At 68.6% G+C, this 15784-nt stretch carries 19 protein-coding genes; 6 read left to right on the top strand and 13 right to left on the bottom strand.

Going from position 1 to position 15784, the window contains the following annotated elements; all coding sequences use genetic code 11:
* Positions 1-176: 176 nt before the first annotated feature.
* The 4 genes from ABEA87_RS06390 to ABEA87_RS06405 all read right to left on the bottom strand — a co-directional run bounded on the left by ABEA87_RS06390 (position 177) and on the right by ABEA87_RS06405 (position 3771).
* Positions 177-1280: a cobalamin-independent methionine synthase II family protein gene (locus tag ABEA87_RS06390; protein WP_345626960.1), complete on the bottom strand. Its 1104-nt coding sequence runs from the start codon at positions 1278-1280 to the stop codon at positions 177-179.
* Positions 1281-1325: 45 nt separating this feature from the next.
* Complete coding sequence (locus ABEA87_RS06395) at positions 1326-1817, bottom strand: GNAT family N-acetyltransferase (RefSeq protein ID WP_345627359.1); 492 nt, start codon at positions 1815-1817, stop codon at positions 1326-1328.
* A 152-nt stretch (positions 1818-1969) separates the two neighbouring features.
* On the bottom strand, positions 1970-2923 hold the full coding sequence (locus ABEA87_RS06400) for a quinone oxidoreductase family protein (RefSeq protein WP_345626961.1): 954 nt from the start codon (positions 2921-2923) through the stop codon (positions 1970-1972).
* Positions 2920-3771 (bottom strand): alpha/beta fold hydrolase, encoded by an 852-nt coding sequence (locus ABEA87_RS06405; protein WP_345626963.1) that lies wholly within the window; start codon positions 3769-3771, stop codon positions 2920-2922. The genes ABEA87_RS06400 and ABEA87_RS06405 overlap by 4 nt, the downstream gene beginning before the upstream one ends.
* Before the next feature lie 79 nt (positions 3772-3850).
* Here ABEA87_RS06405 and ABEA87_RS06410 point away from each other — a divergent pair, with 79 nt between their 5' ends.
* Together ABEA87_RS06410 and ABEA87_RS06415 are read left to right on the top strand one after the other, a co-directional pair.
* Complete coding sequence (locus ABEA87_RS06410) at positions 3851-4405, top strand: TetR/AcrR family transcriptional regulator (protein ID WP_345626965.1); 555 nt, start codon at positions 3851-3853, stop codon at positions 4403-4405.
* 143 nt (positions 4406-4548) lie between these two features.
* A complete protein-coding gene (locus tag ABEA87_RS06415; RefSeq protein WP_345626966.1) occupies positions 4549-4950 on the top strand; it encodes a hypothetical protein in 402 nt (133 codons plus the stop codon).
* 140 nt (positions 4951-5090) lie between these two features.
* Here the strand turns inward: ABEA87_RS06415 and ABEA87_RS06420 are convergent, their stop codons facing one another.
* The 6 genes from ABEA87_RS06420 to ABEA87_RS06445 all read right to left on the bottom strand — a co-directional run bounded on the left by ABEA87_RS06420 (position 5091) and on the right by ABEA87_RS06445 (position 10402).
* The gene (locus ABEA87_RS06420) at positions 5091-6731 is read right to left on the bottom strand and encodes a purple acid phosphatase family protein (protein ID WP_345626967.1); all 1641 of its coding nucleotides are present in this window, start codon (positions 6729-6731) and stop codon (positions 5091-5093) included.
* 396 nt (positions 6732-7127) lie between these two features.
* Positions 7128-7649: a hypothetical protein gene (locus ABEA87_RS06425; RefSeq protein ID WP_345626969.1), complete on the bottom strand. Its 522-nt coding sequence runs from the start codon at positions 7647-7649 to the stop codon at positions 7128-7130.
* Positions 7650-8003: 354 nt separating this feature from the next.
* The gene (locus ABEA87_RS06430) at positions 8004-8891 is read right to left on the bottom strand and encodes an NAD(P)H-binding protein (RefSeq protein ID WP_345626971.1); all 888 of its coding nucleotides are present in this window, start codon (positions 8889-8891) and stop codon (positions 8004-8006) included.
* Positions 8892-8957: 66 nt separating this feature from the next.
* Positions 8958-9134 (bottom strand): hypothetical protein, encoded by a 177-nt coding sequence (locus ABEA87_RS06435; RefSeq protein WP_345626973.1) that lies wholly within the window; start codon positions 9132-9134, stop codon positions 8958-8960.
* Positions 9135-9167: 33 nt separating this feature from the next.
* Positions 9168-10031, bottom strand: coding sequence for a helix-turn-helix transcriptional regulator (locus ABEA87_RS06440; protein WP_345626975.1), 864 nt, complete (start codon positions 10029-10031; stop codon positions 9168-9170).
* Between the two features lie 224 nt (positions 10032-10255).
* The gene (locus ABEA87_RS06445; protein WP_345627385.1) at positions 10256-10402 is read right to left on the bottom strand and encodes a hypothetical protein; all 147 of its coding nucleotides are present in this window, start codon (positions 10400-10402) and stop codon (positions 10256-10258) included.
* Here ABEA87_RS06445 and ABEA87_RS06450 point away from each other — a divergent pair.
* Together ABEA87_RS06450 and ABEA87_RS06455 are read left to right on the top strand one after the other, a co-directional pair.
* Positions 10341-11699 carry an MFS transporter gene (locus tag ABEA87_RS06450; protein WP_345627360.1) on the top strand — a complete coding sequence of 453 codons (1359 nt, stop codon included), beginning with the start codon at positions 10341-10343 and terminating at the stop codon, positions 11697-11699. The two genes, ABEA87_RS06445 and ABEA87_RS06450, sit on opposite strands and share 62 nt — an antisense overlap.
* A gap of 114 nt (positions 11700-11813) precedes the next feature.
* A complete protein-coding gene (locus tag ABEA87_RS06455; protein WP_345626977.1) occupies positions 11814-11942 on the top strand; it encodes a hypothetical protein in 129 nt (42 codons plus the stop codon).
* A gap of 26 nt (positions 11943-11968) precedes the next feature.
* On the opposite strand, the gene ABEA87_RS06460 is transcribed toward ABEA87_RS06455, so the two are convergent.
* The gene (locus ABEA87_RS06460) at positions 11969-12820 is read right to left on the bottom strand and encodes a helix-turn-helix transcriptional regulator (protein WP_345626979.1); all 852 of its coding nucleotides are present in this window, start codon (positions 12818-12820) and stop codon (positions 11969-11971) included.
* Between the two features lie 29 nt (positions 12821-12849).
* Here ABEA87_RS06460 and ABEA87_RS06465 point away from each other — a divergent pair, with 29 nt between their 5' ends.
* Together ABEA87_RS06465 and ABEA87_RS06470 are read left to right on the top strand one after the other, a co-directional pair.
* Positions 12850-13755: an oxidoreductase gene (locus ABEA87_RS06465; RefSeq protein WP_345626981.1), complete on the top strand. Its 906-nt coding sequence runs from the start codon at positions 12850-12852 to the stop codon at positions 13753-13755.
* A 3-nt stretch (positions 13756-13758) separates the two neighbouring features.
* A complete protein-coding gene (locus ABEA87_RS06470) occupies positions 13759-14736 on the top strand; it encodes an aldo/keto reductase (RefSeq protein ID WP_345626983.1) in 978 nt (325 codons plus the stop codon).
* A 119-nt stretch (positions 14737-14855) separates the two neighbouring features.
* On the opposite strand, the gene ABEA87_RS06475 is transcribed toward ABEA87_RS06470, so the two are convergent.
* Together ABEA87_RS06475 and ABEA87_RS06480 are read right to left on the bottom strand one after the other, a co-directional pair.
* On the bottom strand, positions 14856-15395 hold the full coding sequence (locus ABEA87_RS06475) for an RICIN domain-containing protein (RefSeq protein ID WP_345626985.1): 540 nt from the start codon (positions 15393-15395) through the stop codon (positions 14856-14858).
* Between the two features lie 23 nt (positions 15396-15418).
* Positions 15419-15553 (bottom strand): hypothetical protein, encoded by a 135-nt coding sequence (locus ABEA87_RS06480; RefSeq protein ID WP_345626987.1) that lies wholly within the window; start codon positions 15551-15553, stop codon positions 15419-15421.
* Positions 15554-15784 lie beyond the last annotated feature (231 nt).

The following is a 15784-nucleotide window of genomic DNA, read 5'->3' on the forward strand; positions in this document are numbered from 1 at the left end:
CGGGACGCCCGGAGCGAGGTGTATACGCGCCGAGTTCGCCGCACTCGCGGACGTCCACTCAAGCCTGCTTCCATGTACACCCACCCGCGCGAAGGCGTAGGCGGACATGAGGTGCCCGGGTCGCGAGCCGCCGAGGAGCCGGGACTGTGGCGGGGACGGTAGTCCGGCGGGTCGTGTCAGCCCCAGACCCGCTGGGCGGTGCTGACCACCAGGTCGAGCTTGCGGCGCTGGTCGTCCCATGTCAGCGGGTTGCCCTGAACCTCGGAGGCGAACCCGCACTGCGGGCTGATCGCCAGGGCGTCCAGCGGCAGGTACCGGCTGGCCTCGTCGATCCGGCGTGCCAGGTCGTCGGGGTCCTCCAACTCGCCGGACTTCGTGGTGACCAGGCCGAGTACGACGGTGGTGCCCGCGGGTACGTGCTGGATGGGCGCGAGGCCGCCGGCCCGCTCGGTGTCGTACTCCAGCAGCCAGTGGTCGACGGGAATCTGCCCGAAGACGTCTTCGGCGATGCCGTCGTACGTGCCCTCGTTGAACCACTGGCCACGGTAGTTGCCCCGGCAGATGTGCATGCCCACGGTGACCCCGCGCTCGCGGAGGCTGGCGACGATGCGGGAGTCGGCCTCGACGCAGCGCCGCAGCAGTTCCCGCGCGTCGAGCCCCTCGGCCTCGAAGACGGCGATGAGCTTGTCGTTGACGAAGCTGGTGAAACAGGGGGCGTCGATCTGGACGTGCCGCACGCCGTCGCGGACCAGCGCGTCGACCTCGGTCTGGACGACTGCGGCGAGGTCGTCGATGATGTCCGCCCGGGTCGGATAGGCGTGGCCGCTCACGCCCGCCTGCCAGTTGGCGACGACGAAGTTCGTCACCTCGGGAAGAGTGATTTTGAACGGTCCGGGTGCGTACCGGGCCAGGAACGCCGCCTCCCTGTCAGTGAACCGTTCCCGGTGCGCCAGCTTGCCGCCGATGAGGTTGAGGATCGCGTCGTCGGAGTGCCGCTCGTCCTCGGACGCGTTCCAGTCGAGTACGGGAGCCTGGCTGACGAAGCCGTCCGTGTGCCCGGTGAGCTGGCTCATGAAGTCGTTGCGGCGGTATTCCCCGTCGGTGTAGGGGCCGATGCCGCTGTCGCGCTGCACGCCCAGGATCACCTGGATCGCGGCGTCCTCGACCCTGGCCAGCGCGTCCGCGTCGATCCGGCCGGCGGTGTGGTCCTCGCGCGCTCGCAGGAGTTCCGGGGGACGCAGCAGGCTACCGACGTGTGTCGCCCTGATCGGTGCGAACATGGGGGTTTCCCTCCGTTGGATGGCTGCTCAAGATCATGTGGTGGCTCAGGTTAGACCATCTTCGACGGCTCCAACGCGTGAGGGGAGCTTCTCGAGGAAGACGAGCGGCTCGGCCCCGTGCGGCGTGGGCATGTCGTGGTAGCCCAACCGTCGGTACAGGCGGATGTTCGGCTCGCTCTTCGGCCCGGTGAACAGCTCGAACCGGGCGACCCGGTCGGCCCAGCGCTGCTCGACGTCCGCGATCAGTCGGCTGCCGATGCCGTGGCCCTGCAGGTCGGGTGCGACGGCGAGCCGGCCGATGTGACAGGTCTGCCCGTCGAGCCGGGCGCGAACGGTACCGACGATCCGGGTACCGAGCACGGCCTTGCGCACCTCGCCGCCGGTGATGGCCGCGCGGATCTCGTCGAGCGTCTCGACCAGCGGTGGCAGGGTGAAGTCGTCATGCAGGGCGCCCTCGGTGAGGTATGCGGCCCGCTGGAGGGTGAGCACTTCACCGGCGTCCTCGGTGACGGCCCCGGCGATGGTCAGGTCAGCGATTTGCGTCACGGTTCATTCAAACACCGATGGCGTGGTCGTGAGCGGGCTGAGGCGGCTGCTCAGCAACGGCGGTGCGTACGGGAATCCTGCCTCTGGACTCGCGCGCAGGCGGGGCTTTCGCCCCGCCTGCGCCGGGCCCGTGGCGTCGCGGGTCAGGGGATCACGACGATCTTCTTGCCGGGTGAGGAGGCCTGTGCCTCCCACGCCTGCGGAGCTTCGTCCAGCGAGTAGGTGGCCGTCGGCAGCGTCAGCGAGCCCGTTGCTGCGAGAGCCGCGACGTGCTGGTAGCTGGCGATGATGTCGGCCGGGTCCGCACGGGTGGCGCTGAAGCCGATGAGCGTCAGCTGCGCGGCGCGGAGCCATTCGACGTGGAATGCGGTCCCGTCGCCGCCCGCCGCGCCGACGTTCAGATAGCGGCCTCCTGGCTTGAGGCATGCTAGTGCCGATTGAGCCCAGGGGCCCCACACCGGGTCGACGACCAGGTCCACGGGACCGCCAAGGGAGGCCAGTTGCTCGGATAGCGGTTCCTCGCCAAGTAGCGCCACGCCGTCCACGGCGGGGGAGACCTGCGCGAGGCGCTCGGGATTGCGGCCGGCCGCGATGATGCGCTTGGCGCCGGCCAGCCTCGCGAGCTGGATGGCGGCCGTGCCCAGGGGCCCAGTGGCGCCCAGCACCAGGACGCTGTCATCTGCCTGTATCCCTGCCTTGCGCAGCGACAGGTCCGCGCTCGTGCCGACGGCGCCGATCGCCGCGGCCGCGACACTGTCGAGTTCCTCCGGTACCGGGACGCACGTCGCACGGTCGGTCAGCAGAAGCTCGGCCATCCCGCCGTTGACACCCGGGACCAGGCCCGCGGGGACGGTAGCGTGCACTCGTAACCCCAGGTCGGGTCCGGACATGATGGTGCCGACCATCTCGATGACGGGAACGTATGGGAGTTGCGGTGTCCCGGCCCGGTGATGCCCCGAGGCGATATGCAGGTCGATCGCGTTGAGAGCCGCCGCCTCGACCTTGACGAGCACAAGGTTGCCGGTGGCCGGCGATGGGTCGGGACGGGTGGTCACGCGTGGTGCGGTGCCGAGCGTGTCGATCACTGCGGCCTTCATTGCTGCGTCTCCTTCGTGGCGGGTGGGCGGTTCTGGGCGTCGTGCGTCTGGCTGTCGCCGTCGAACGCGGAGTTCGCGAGCGATGTGAGTTCGGCGGCGACGGCGGCCGGGCTGGTCGTGTGGGGGAGGTGGCCGCTGTCGATGACCACGAGCCTCGACCCGCGGATCAGGTCTCGGGCCGTCTCGGCGGCGCGGAGCGGCAGGACGGGGTCGCGTCGCCCCCAGACCAGCACGGTGGGGGCTGTGATCCTCCCGGCCTGGGCACGGAGGTCGTGCTCGGGGAGGTTGAAGCTGCGCCAGATCTCGGTGACTGCCGTCACTCCCGGGGTGGTGCGCGTGATCGCGATGGCGCGGGCCCGCGCCCGGTGGTCGGCGGCGGTACGCGGGCGCGTGTACGCATGGGAGAACAGCGGATAGATGCGGCGGACGAACCAGGGATGGCTCATCAGCGCGCAGAACAGACGGCCCGAGAGCCGGGAGCCCTCGAAGCCACCGCCGTCGATGATCATCAGGGCCTTGACCAGGTCGGGCCTTCTGATGGCCAGCCGGGCGGCGACGTTGCCGCCCACCGAGTTGCCAGCCAGGACGGCGCCGTCGGGCGTGAGCGATTCGAGGAGTTCCTCGACGATCTGGGCTAGCCGCAGTTCGGTGGACGCCGCCGTGCCGGCCGGGGACCGGCCATGGCCCGGCCAGTCGATGGCGATGCTGCGGAGCCCATCGGGCAGCAGCTTGCGGATCTCGTCGTAATCGTGTTGGTCATGGCCGCCGCTGGGCAGCAGGACGATCGGATCGCCGCTGCCGTGAGAGTCGTAGGCGACCGTCCCTGCGGATGTCGACACTCTGATCATGGACTGAGCTTACTACGGTGACCGACCGGTCGGTCACTCAGGTCAACGCCCCGGCGATGACGGGCATATACTCCGGGCGGTGGTAGAAGGAACTCGAATCGCCGGCGCGCTGCAGACACGCGAGGCGCTGCTCGACGCTGGCGCGGCTCTGGCGGAGGAGCACGGCCTTGCCGGCATCAGCGTGAACATGGTGGTCGCGCGGGCAGGTGTCGCCAAGGGAACCTTCTACGTGCACTTCAAGGACCGCGCAGCGTTTGTCGATGCCATGCACGCGCGCTTTCACGCGCGGGTCGAGGCCGCTGCCGGCGAGGCGATCGCGGGACTGCGGCCCGGTGCCGAGCGGCTCTTCCGCGGTTTCGTGGCTTACCTCGATGTCTCGCTCGCGAACAGGGGAGTCAAGGCCCTCTCACTTGAGGCCCGTTCGGACCCGGCCGTGCAGGACTCGATGGCAGCGCGCCGCGAGCGCCTCGTCGCCGCGGGCGTGGCCGACCTGGAGGCCATGGGCTGGGACGACGCCGAAGCGGCGGCGCAACTGCTGGCAGCGATGACCCGGGAGATCTCGGTACTGGAATTCGACGCCGGCCATCGACTGCCGGCATCACGTCGCGCGCTGAAGCGGTTCCTCAGGATCTGAACCGTCTGGTCGGGGCCCGGGTCGTGACGACGCGTCCGCTAGGAGTGCCCTGCATAATTCGGCGAGGCCGCAGCCCGCAACCAACCTGGCCGAACCCGCCACCCGACCGCCCACGCCACCGTCCCGACCTCGCGGGAGCCACCATGACAACCCCGCCCCGCCTACCGTCCATCCGATTGCGGTGGACGCCGGGTCAAAGCGTCGTCAGCTGGACGTACGACAACGTCGAAGCGAGCAGAGACTACCCAGCGCCACCGCACACTGTCATCGCCTGGCCCGACCCACCCAGCATCATCGTCGTCGAAGCACAGCACGACCTGCATCCTCGTCTGGACAACGCCGTCGTCCTCAATCCCGACGGCACCGAGCGGTCACGACTACGGCCGCCAAAGGTCTCGCCCGAGCCCTCCTGGGACATCGGCTTCTATGCTGTCTACGCCGATCCGACCGGCCTGGTCGCGGCCTTCGCCACCCGAGTCGGCGACTTCTGGGGACGACCGGACCTCAACACCGGGCAACTCAGCGGCATCGCGCAATGGCGGTAGCCCGGACCTTTCCGTCAATCTTTTCAGACACGCAACACCAGCCTCTCAAGGCGTGCTGCTGCTTCTTGGGAGTAAGCCAACTCCGGCCGGGGCCGGCCAGGCAACTGGTCGGCCCCGGTGCCGAGCCTCGGCGAGTGGGGTCAGGACGCGCTGTCGTTGAGCGCGTTGCGCCGGACCGAGCCGCTGAACCGTCCGGCGACCCGCTCCAGCACGACCCGGTCGATCTCCGTGCCGGCCTCGGTGAGCGCGCGTAGGGTCAGCGTCGTCTTGTGCCCCTCGTCGGCCGGCCTCACGTCGACCGCGAGGAACGAGTACCCCGTGTAGCGCACCCGCGACCAGGTCACCGTCTCGGTCACCTTCGTGCCACCGTTGGCCCAGACGTAGGACGGGACCGAGTTGAGGTCGTTGACGTGGCCGGCGTACGAGTCTGGCACCGGGAAGCTGTACAGGCTGCGCCCGGCGGCACCGGCCGTCACGTAGGTGGTGCCGTCGGTGTCCGGGTGGGTGGTCGCCCCGATCGGTGTCACCTTGGACACGCCGCCGCGCAACGCGTCCGCCCGCTCGTAGATGTGGTTGTGGCCGTTGATGACCAGGTCGACCTTGTACTGGTCGAACAGCGGCACCCACTGGGTCCGCACGCCGCCCTCGGAGGCGTGGTTGTTGGTGGTCGAGTAGGCGCAGTGGTGGAAGAACACCACTATGAAGTCCACGTCCGGCTGGCTGCGCAGGAACTTCAGCCGGTCGTGCAGCCAGGAGGTCTGGTTGCCGCCGCTGTAGCCGAGGTTGGCCGGGATCTCGTAGGACACGTCGTTCGCGTCCAGCGAGATGACCGCGACGTTGCCGTAGATGTAGGAGTACACGCTCGGGCAGTGCTTCGGTCCGTTGCCGGGGAAGTCGAAGCGGGCGATGTCGCCGCCGTACCCGTCGGGGGAGTAGAGCGCTTCCATGTCGTGGTTGCCGGTGGCCACCATCCAGGGCACGGACGCGGCGATCGACTCGGTCTGGGCCAGGAACTGGTCCCAGGTCCGTGGGTCGAACACGTCGGTGCCGTCGCGGCCGTCGGTGCTGACCGGCGACCCGGAGCCGCTGGAGTCGGCGTATGCGATGTCGCCGGCGTGCAGGTGGAAGGCCGGGTTCTGGGCGGCGATGATGCCGTCGTTGGACAGCGCGTGGTAGCTGACGCCCTGGTCACCGAAGGCGGTGAAGGTGAACGGGTCGGCGACCCTGCGGCGCGACGGCGCGGTGGTGAACGAGTCGATGCGCCCGAAGGCGGTCAGGTCGGCAGGGTCGTACCCGTCGTGACCGACCGCGTAGTAGTAGTTCTTGCCGGGGTCGAGGTTGCGCAGCGTGGCGTGCACGTAGTACTGGTCGACCGGCGCGATCGCGCCCAGTACCTCGGAGTGCAGTGCCCGGATCTCGGCCGGCACCTTGTGCCCGAGGTTCCATGGGGAGTCGCCGTACCGGACGAACGGCTTGGCCACCACCGCCGGTACCTGCCAGCCGATGCTGACCTCGCCGCGGGGGTTGGCCCCGTAGGCGAGGTGCCGGCCGAACGGTACGACCAGGTGGCCGGGCATCTTGCTCGGTTGCTGCCAGAAGTCAGGAGTCTTGGCGAACGCGGGCGTGCCGAGACCGGCCGCCGCCGCGACGCCGGCACCGGCCGCGCCGGCCGCGAGTACGCCACGGCGCGATACGCGGTGCTTGCGAAGCAAATCGTGCTGTTCGGCCATGCTCAACCGGGAGGCGAGGTGGTCGGGTAGACCCATGCGGGGAATCTCCATACCCGCAGTTCTATGCGTCCGAGGTCAGGGGTGTGAATAGGCCTGGGTAAACATCTGGCTATGCGTGGATGACTATTTTGCATGAGACAGGCATTCTTCGCGGTCAACGGCTTCTGCCAGGACGTCTCCTTCGGAGAACAGTCGCTGGCGGCATATCGCATTGGGCCGGAAAATTCTCGACGTCGCCGAGCGCGAAGGCGATCTCGTCAATTCTTGAATTGTAGCGCAATTGCTTAAATATAGAGTTGGGTGGTGTGGCGAATGATCGTTCGGATGGTCGGTTACTGGTACAACGTCTCCGAGACCTTGTTCAGGGCCGGCGCGGCTCGTGCGTACCGCGTCGCCAGCGCCACCACCCTCGCCCCGGCGCCGAGTTCATCGGGTGCCTCAGGCGAGTCAGGATCCGGTCGCCTGGTACCTGTGGAGCGCGGCTTCGGCAAGCGGGGTGAGGTATTTGTCGCCGCCGGGGTCGTTGCCCTGCTCCTGGACGACGACCAGAGTGGTCCCGATCCGGACGAGCAAGCTGTCGCATTCCAGCGTGTCCGAATCGGACGTCGCGCTGCAGCTGACCTGAGTACTGTCATCGCCGAGCGGCGGTCCTGGTGCCACTGCGAAGTGGTAACTGTCGCCGATGCCCGGGTTGGACGACACGACGACGGTGGGGCATCGGTCGATGAAGGTTCGTAGGTCGGTCACTGCTTGTTGTGCACCGTCACCGGTGTAGGTTCTGAGGACTTCGGTTCCCACCCACAAGTCGTCGGGACCCGCGTCATAGCTCAGCGTGGCCGCGGCCATCGCTGACGGAGTTCCGGTCAGCTGGGTGGCCGACAACATGGGGATCATGCTGTCCGAACAGGACACGTGGGCGGATGGGCGTGCGGCATCATCATTCGGTGCTATGACGGTCGCGATATCCACGGTGAATCCGGACGGCACTGAGTCCGTGGCCAGCAAGCGTGCGGACAGCGTCGCGGAGTAGCCGGGTCCGCCGGTCGCCGGAACTTCCGGGGGAATCGGCTTCGTGGCCGTGGGCGAGTTCGTCGCCTGCGCCGTGGACGGGACCGCTCTGCCCGCTGATCGATCCGTCGTATGAGCCGTCGAAGAACCGCATGCGGTCACCGCGCAGACGGCCATCACCGGAACTAACTTACGCAGCACCATTCGGGGCACCGGGCAGACCACCTTCTCGCGCGAGACGCGTCAGCGTACCAGCGCGCCCCACCTCAGCCGTCGCTCGGGAATCTAGCGGTGGACGGCGGCTACGTAGTGCCGTCAGTCCGTCGGGTGGGAATCCTCGATGAAGGCGGTGGCGTGGTCGGCGGCCCACTCACGGAACGTTCGCGGCGGCGATCCGAGGAGGTCGGACACCGTGGAGGTGACGTACGCCGGCTGTCCCAGCGTGGCGTGCCATGCGGCCAGCAGCATGTCCATTGCCGGGCGCGCGCCGTCCGGGGCCCCGCGCCGGAACTCCTCCGGCGATAGCTCCTCGAACGTGATCGGGCGGCCCAGGGCGTCACCGATGATGCTCACCTGCTCGGCCTGACTGAGTGACTCGGGACCGGTCAGGACGTAGTCGCCGCCGGCGTGTCCGTCCTCGTACAGGGTCCGCGCGACGACCGCGGCCACGTCTCGGTCGTCGACCGGGGCTGTCTCGGCCCCGCCGTACGGCCACCGGACCACACGGTCGCCACGGATCGCGGCGGCCCACCAGAGCAGTGCGTTCGACGCGAACATCCCCGGCCGGATGATCGTCGAGTCGAGCCCGGCGGCCGTGATGAGTCGCTCGATCTCGGCGTACAGCGCCGCCATCGGGTTCGGTTGCTGGAAGAACGGGTGCGGGGTCCGGTGTGGTGCGGACAGGAAGACGACCCGCTGTACCTGGGCGGCCAGCCGGTCGACCACGGCCGCCGCGGTCTGGGGCGGGGCGGTCCAGAGCAGGAAGGCCGTACCGATTCCGTGCAGCCCGGCGTCGAGCGATTCGGGCACGGTGAGATCGCCGGTGACGACCTCGACCCTCGCCGGCAGCGTAGCCGCCGACTCGGAGCGGTGCACCAGGGCGCGGACCGGCACGCCCGCGTCGGCCAGCAGGTCGACCACGGCGCGCCCGACCCGTCCGGTCGCCCCGGTGACGAGCACCGGAGGTCCTCCAGCCGCTGTCATGACAGCCTCGCCATCGTGGATGCCGTGCCGCAGATGTCTGTCTCTTCCATGGATCCCATTAAAGCGTTACCGAGTTAAAAATACAACTTGGTTCATCTCGACGGCCACCGCGTCACGGTCGGCGCGGCGTAGCAGCGCGGCGCCGGTGTCGGTGAGCCGGATCAGCAGAATCTTGCCGCGGTCGGGCGACGGACTGCGGCTGACCAGGCCCCGCTGCTCGAGCAGGGTGACCACGGAGTTCATGGCCCGCGCGGTGACCCGACCAGGCCTCGATGATCAATCGGCGACCGCAGCGGTGAAGCTACTGAGGAAGTTCAGCGCCTCTTCGGCCGGGCTACCGGGATCGGCCGTGTAGACGACCAGGAGATGATGCGCGGCGCCGGGGGCCTGGAAGGTCTCGTAGCGCAGTGTCACGTCACCGATGGTGGGATGCCGGAATCGCTTGGGCCCGTGGGTCTTCTCGTGCACGTGGTGGCTGGCCCACAGCTTGCGGAAGGCGGCGCTGCCCAGAGAAAGCTCGCCGATCAGACGTATGAGTTCCGGGTCGCGCGGCCGCCGGCCGGCGGCCATACGCAGGATGCCGACAGTGGTCCGTGCGGCTTCGTCCCAATCGAGGTGAACCTCCCGGGCGGCCGGGTCCAGAAAGATCCGGCGAGCCATGTTCCGCTCGCGCGGCGCGAGATGGGGGAAATCCGCGATCAGCACGGCCGCCAATCGGTTCCACGCCAGGACGTCGTTGAGATCGTTCATGATCACAGCCGGGGTGTTCGGCATCGCCTCCACGACCTGGCGCAGTGCGGGACGCAGAACCTCCTCCCGTCCGGCGACCGCTGCCTTCGCCGCGATACGGCGGGGCGGGCGGGCCAGATCGTACAGGTGCGCCCGCTCAGCGGAACCGAGCCGCAACGTCCGACTGAGTGCGTCGAGTACCTCGTCAGAGGGGCGATCCGCGCGCCCCTGCTCGAGGCGGACATAGTAGTCGGTGCTCAGGCCAACCAGTTCCGCAACCTCTTCGCGGCGCAAACCGGGCACGCGACGGCGGCCGGTCGACGGCAGCCCTACCTCGGCGGGCGACACCAAGGCCCGTCGCCTGCGGAGGTAGTCGCCGAGACTGCCAGCGATCGTGGACACGTCGACCATGCATTCCAGTATGCGTGCCCGGCCGCGAGGTGCCGCGTTCGGAAGGTGGCCCTGCCATACCCAGGGAACAGGACTCTCTTCATCCGAGATCGGTGCCCGCCGACGATCGAAGGCATGATCACTTCCCCTCGCCTTGACGGCTCACCGCGTAGCGATCAGCGCCAGGTGAGTGGCCCGGCGACCACGCGGGTCCCACCCCACGGCGCGGACGGCGGCGGGCGCGGCTACTGGGCCACGGTCAGCGCGGTCGGCTGTGCCAGCATGATGCTGCCATTCTCGGTGACCGGGGCCGCGATGGTGCTGCCCAGCATGGCGGCGCGCCTGGACTCATCGGTCGGCTCCGCCCAGTGGATGCTCAGCGCCTTCAACATCACCTTCGCCGCACTCCCGCTCGCGGCCGGCAGCCTCGCCGATCGGATCGGCAGGCGCCGCGTTCTGCTCACCGGTATCGCGCTGGTCGGCGCCCTGTCCCTGCTGGTCGCGCTCGCCCCCTCAATGGCCGTGGCCGACGCTGCGAGGACGATCCAGGGATGCGGGGCCGCGGCTGTTCTGGCCTCGGGCGCGGCGGTGCTCGCTCATTCCACCTCCGGACGGCGCCGACAGTTGGCCTTCGGCATCCTGGGCACCTGCTTCGGCACGGGGCTGGCGATCGGACCGCTGGCCGCCGGCGCGCTGGTGGAGACGGCCGGCTGGCGAGCGGTATTCCTTCTCGTCACGGTCATGTCCGTACCCGCCTGGTGGTGCGCGACCCGGGCGCCGGAATCCCGCAATCCCAATCATCCTGGCTTCGACCTGGCCGGGTTGGTCTGCTTCACCGCCGGGCTCGCCGCATTGTCGTTCTCGCTCGTCCAGGCCACCACCGCCGGCTGGACGGCACCGAACACGCTGTTGCCGCTCGCCGGCGCGGCCCTACTGGTCGTCCTGTTCGCCGTGGTGGAGATCCGCCGGGCCGAACGCGCGATGTTCGACGTTCGCCTGTTCCGCAGGCCCGAGTTCCTCGCTGTAGTGTGCCAGCCTTTCACGGTCACCCTCGGTTTCGTCGTGCTGCTGGTCTACCTCCCGGCCTACCTCCAAGGCGTGGGCGGCCGGACAGTCCTGGCCAGTGGCCTGCTCCTGCTGCCGATGACGGCGCCCGTCCTCCTCCTGCCACTGTTGGCCGGCCGGTTGGCCGCGGCGAGCTCCATCCGCGTTGTACTCACCGGTGCCTCCGCGCTGATCGTGTCGGGTGCCCTGCTCTTGACGACTGTGCACGGTCGAGAATCCTGGCTGGCCTTGGCGCTGCCTCTGTTGCCCTTCGGAGCCGGCGTCGGGCTGGCGTTCGGGGTCATGGACAACGCGGCCGTCAGCACCGTCCCCGTCGAAAACGCCGGGGCCGCCGCAGGCATCTTCAACACCATGCGCATCACCGGAGAGTCCGTAGCCATCTCCGGAGCCGCGGCGCTTCTCAGCACCCTGACCGCCGCTCGGCTCAGCGGCAGCGGTCTGTCCGCCAAAGACGCGGCGCGCATCGCAGGGCAAGCCGTCCAAGGCCAGGTGGCCACCACGCACCACGCAACCCTGGCCATGGGTTTCACCGGCGCCATCCACACCCTTGGTCTCATACTCGCCGTCCTATCCACGCTCGGCGCCGTACTCACCTGCCTCGCGCTCGCACCCAGGCCCTCCTGACCGGCCGGATGTCTTTGCCGACCGTCCTGGTGGAAGCTTCGTGCGGCAGTCGCGTCGGCACTGGCCACGGCCGATCCCGACCACGCCGCATGGATCCAGCACGCAGTCGCCGACGTGTTCGGCATCTTCGCCGAGCATCGTGACGCCCCCATGGTTTCTCGTGTGCCCGGGGAGCGGCACGCCACGACGGGCAGCTTCGACCGGATGACCAGGTCTGCCGCACGGCTGATCGTCGGCGCCTGAGTGCGGATCGGCAGGTACGACCGGGGTCAGTCTCTGGGTATCGCCGGCCCGGTCGGGAACTCGTCGAGCATGGCGAGCAGGTGGAGCGCGTCGTGTTCCGCACTGCCGGGAGCGGCTTGGTAGATCGACATGCGCTGGCTTTCGCTGATCTGGAGAACTTCGTAGGTGAGAGTGAGGGTTCCCACCCGCGGATGCCGGAACGTCTTGAGCTCGCCGCGCCGGCGCCGGATGTCGTAGCGCTGCCAGAGCTTGGCGAACTCGGGGCTGTGCTCGGTGAGTTCCTCGATGAGGTCGGCCAGCCCGGGCGCGTCGGGGTGGGCGGCGGCGACGGCGTGCAGGTTGGCGACGGTGGTGGCGGCCGAGTGTTGCCAGTCCGCGAAGAGCTCACGCGCGGCGGGGTGCAGGAAGGTGTAGCGCGCGGTGTTGCGACGCGGCACGGGCCAGTCGGCCAGACCGTGAAACAGGGCCAGCCCTTCGGGGTTGGCCGCGAGCAGGTCGCTGACCTGGTTGAGCACGTAGGCGGGGCAGGGCCGAACGGTCTGCAGAAGTTGGTGAATGCCGGACCGTACCGCCTCGGGACCAGGGTTGGAGTGCCGGGTGGTACGCCGGGCGAGGGCGTGCAGGTGCGCGCGCTCCTCCTCGTCGAGGATCAGCGCGTCGGCCAGCGAGTCGAGAACGGCCCAGCTGGGATTGTTCTCCCGCCCCTGTTCCAACCGGATGTAGTAGTCGATGCTGACCCCGGCCAGCGCGGCGATTTCTTCGCGCCGTAGACCGGGCGTGCGGCGCAGCCCGGTACCGGCGGGAAGGCCGACGTCGGTGGGTTTGATCCCGCCGCGCCGGGCCCGCAGGAAATCGCCCAGGCCACCGACCGCTGTCACGAGACCAGTCTGGCACCTGGCGCGCCCGCGTGCCTGGTAGTGCCATTGCTAGGAACGGCCCGTCCTTCCTCAACGGCACAAACGCGGGCAGGCTGGCCCGCATGGCTACCTGGTTCATCACCGGCTGCTCGACCGGCCTCGGTCGCGCGCTCGCCAGCACCGTCCTCGACGGCGGCGAGACGGTCGTGTTGACAGCACGCGACCCGACCGCGATCGGCGACCTCGCCGCGTCCTATCCCGACACCTCGCTCGCGCTCGCCCTGGATGTCACCGACGACGCCCAGCGCCGAAAGGCCGTCGATTCCGCTGTCGAGCGTTTCGGTGGAATCGACGTCCTCGTCAACAATGCCGGCCACGGTTACCGGGCCGCCGTCGAGGAAGCGAGCGACGACCAGGTTCAAGAACTGTTCGCGACCAACTTCCTCGGCCCGGTTGCTCTGATCCGGGAGGTACTTCCGTCGATGAGAGAACGGCGCACCGGAATGATCGTCACCATCTCCTCCGGCGGCGTTCGGAGCTGTCCGATCGGAGCCGGCCACTACGTCGCGACGAAGGCCGCGCTGGAGGCGTTGACCACCTCACTCGGCAAGGAACTCAAACCCCTGGGCATCTCCGTGATGACCGTCGAGCCCGGCGCGTTCCGCACCAACTACAAGCGCTCTCTCGCCCAGGTCCGGCAGGCGATCGACGCCTACTCCGGCACCGTCGGCGTTCGCCGCGAAGAAGACCTCACCGAGTACGACTCGCAACCGGGCGACCCGGCGCGGGCAGCCGAGGCCATCATCACCGCGATGCGCAGCCCCACCCCTCCCCGGCTCCTGGTGCTCGGCCCGGACGCGCTCGACTGGTTCCACCGCTCGGTCGAAGAACTCAGCGCCGACGTCGACGCCTGGCGGCACACCAGCCTCGGCACCAGCTTCCCCGAAGGATCGTGACCCGTGCGGCGCGTCAGACTCGGAACACTCGACGTCTCCCGGATCGGCCTCGGCGCGATGGGCATGTCCGCCGCCTACACCGGCGCCGGCACCGACGACGCCGAATCCATCCGTACCATCCGCCGTGCCATCGACCTCGGCATCACACTCATCGACACCGCCGAGACCTACGGCCCTTTCACCAACGAGCAACTCGTCGGCCGAGCGATCAAAGGCCACCGCGACGAGGTCGTGCTCGCCACCAAGTTCGGCCGGCTCTCCCACTCACGCGGCGGTACCCGGGTCCTCGACAGCAGCGCGGCCAACATCCGCACCGCTCTGGAAGGTTCCCTCGATCGCCTGGGCACCGACCACGTCGACCTCTACTTCCAGCACCGCGTCGACCCCGGCACGCCGATCGAGGAGACCGTCGGCGCGCTGGCCGATCTCGTCGCCGAAGGCAAAGTCCGGCACATCGGCCTGTCCGAGGCCGGCCCCGCCACCATCCGCCGCGCCCACACCGTCCATCCGATCGCGGCAATCCAGTCTGAATACTCCCTCTGGACCCGAGACCCCGAGGACGGCATCCTCTCCGTCACCCGCGAACTCGGCATCGGCTTCGTCGCCTACTCGCCTCTCGGCCACGGCTTCCTCACCGGACAGATCCGCTCCACCGAGCAGTTCGACTCCACCGACTGGCGATCGAGCAATCCACGGTTCACCGGCCACAACCTGCGACACAACCTGCGCATCGCCGATGAGGTCGCGGCCGTGGCCGCCGATGCCGGCACCACCCCTGCTCAGACAGCCCTCGCCTGGTTGCTGGCCAAGGGCGACGACATCGTTCCGATACCTGGTACCAAGCGGGTGTCCCGGCTCGAAGAGAACCTGGCCGCCGACCGGATCGAGCTGACCTCCGAGCAGCTTCATCGGCTCGACCAGCTTCCCCCGCCGGCCGGCGCCCACCACGAGGATGCCGACATGCGCCTTCTTAGACGCTAGCCCGCATCCGGTCGTGCCGGCTTTGCCACGTCATCGTAGTGCGGCACCACCAGAATGTTGTGGCCTGTCAGCATGGGAGTGGCCCTGGGAGCATGCTCCCAGGGCCACGCCGGCGCCGCTCAGGCGAACCACCAGTGCTGTCCGGGGTTGTCCCAGCAGGGCCACTGTTGGATCGTCGCACCGTTGTAGGTGCTGATGTCCTTCACGTCGAGACACATTCCGCTGTTCCGGTTGACGACCTTGACGTAGTTACCGCCGACGGCCCAGACCTCCCACTGCTGGCCGAGGCTGGAGTTGCAGTCCCACTGCTGGACGATGGCCCCGGCCGCCGTGCTGCCGTCCCTGACGTCCAGGCACAGGCCGTTGAGCTGCACCCGGAGCGCGTAGAACACGTGGCCCCCGCTGGAGTACACCGGCTGCTTCATCCACAGCTGGCCGGAGCCTCCCCAGCAGGGCCACTGCTGGTCCGGGGTTCCCCAGGCGGGATTCGCGTCCTTCACGTCCAGACACTGGCCGCTATGTTGGGCGCGGACCTCGTAGTACGTGACGGCCCGTGGGGCGATGGGCCCGGGTGTCGCGGCTACCGGGCCGGTCCCGGCGAGCACCGTCGCGGCCACGGTGAGCAGAGCGAGGGCAGGTCCCAGAAAACGCTTCCGCATGATGATCCCTTCGGATTAAAGAGTCACTGGTTGGTTTCCGATCTGGCACTCATCGGCGAGGTCGAGACCTCGCCGCTCGTGGTGGTGAGCCACCCGAGGTCTTGGTTGCCGTCGTTGTCGAGGTCGCCGGTCCCAGCCGGGAACCGGAGGTAGACCATTCGGCCGCATCCGCGGGTGGACGAGGGCAATGGTCGCCAGGATTGTCGCGGCCACGATCGTGATGAATCGTTCTGATGACTTTCACACATTCGTCTGTCTCACCTTCTCATCTGTCGCCTCCTTCGCCGATTGGAATCACGTGGAAACGGTCCCGGTCCGGGCCGGTGTCCGGCAAGCGATCCGGACGCATTCCCGTCCGCGACGAAGGAAGAGCTGGTCAGTGGCCCTAT

The organism is Rugosimonospora acidiphila (assembly GCF_039543385.1).
Lineage (GTDB): Bacteria > Actinomycetota > Actinomycetes > Mycobacteriales > Micromonosporaceae > Rugosimonospora > Rugosimonospora acidiphila.

Bases quoted from the DNA above. Each gene is read 5' to 3' on its own strand.
- ABEA87_RS06390 (WP_345626960.1), bottom strand. From the start codon at position 1,280: ATGTTCGCACCGATCAGGGCGACACACGTCGGTAGCCTGCTGCGTCCC.
- ABEA87_RS06400 (WP_345626961.1), bottom strand. From the start codon at position 2,923: ATGAAGGCCGCAGTGATCGACACGCTCGGCACCGCACCACGCGTGACC.
- ABEA87_RS06405 (WP_345626963.1), bottom strand. From the start codon at position 3,771: ATGATCAGAGTGTCGACATCCGCAGGGACGGTCGCCTACGACTCTCAC.
- ABEA87_RS06415 (WP_345626966.1), top strand. From the start codon at position 4,549: ATGACAACCCCGCCCCGCCTACCGTCCATCCGATTGCGGTGGACGCCG.
- ABEA87_RS06420 (WP_345626967.1), bottom strand. From the start codon at position 6,731: ATGGAGATTCCCCGCATGGGTCTACCCGACCACCTCGCCTCCCGGTTG.
- ABEA87_RS06430 (WP_345626971.1), bottom strand. From the start codon at position 8,891: ATGACAGCGGCTGGAGGACCTCCGGTGCTCGTCACCGGGGCGACCGGA.
- ABEA87_RS06435 (WP_345626973.1), bottom strand. From the start codon at position 9,134: ATGAACTCCGTGGTCACCCTGCTCGAGCAGCGGGGCCTGGTCAGCCGC.
- ABEA87_RS06440 (WP_345626975.1), bottom strand. From the start codon at position 10,031: ATGGTCGACGTGTCCACGATCGCTGGCAGTCTCGGCGACTACCTCCGC.
- ABEA87_RS06450 (WP_345627360.1), top strand. From the start codon at position 10,341: ATGGCGGCGCGCCTGGACTCATCGGTCGGCTCCGCCCAGTGGATGCTC.
- ABEA87_RS06445 (WP_345627385.1), bottom strand. From the start codon at position 10,402: ATGTTGAAGGCGCTGAGCATCCACTGGGCGGAGCCGACCGATGAGTCC.
- ABEA87_RS06475 (WP_345626985.1), bottom strand. From the start codon at position 15,395: ATGCGGAAGCGTTTTCTGGGACCTGCCCTCGCTCTGCTCACCGTGGCC.
- ABEA87_RS06480 (WP_345626987.1), bottom strand. From the start codon at position 15,553: ATGGTCTACCTCCGGTTCCCGGCTGGGACCGGCGACCTCGACAACGAC.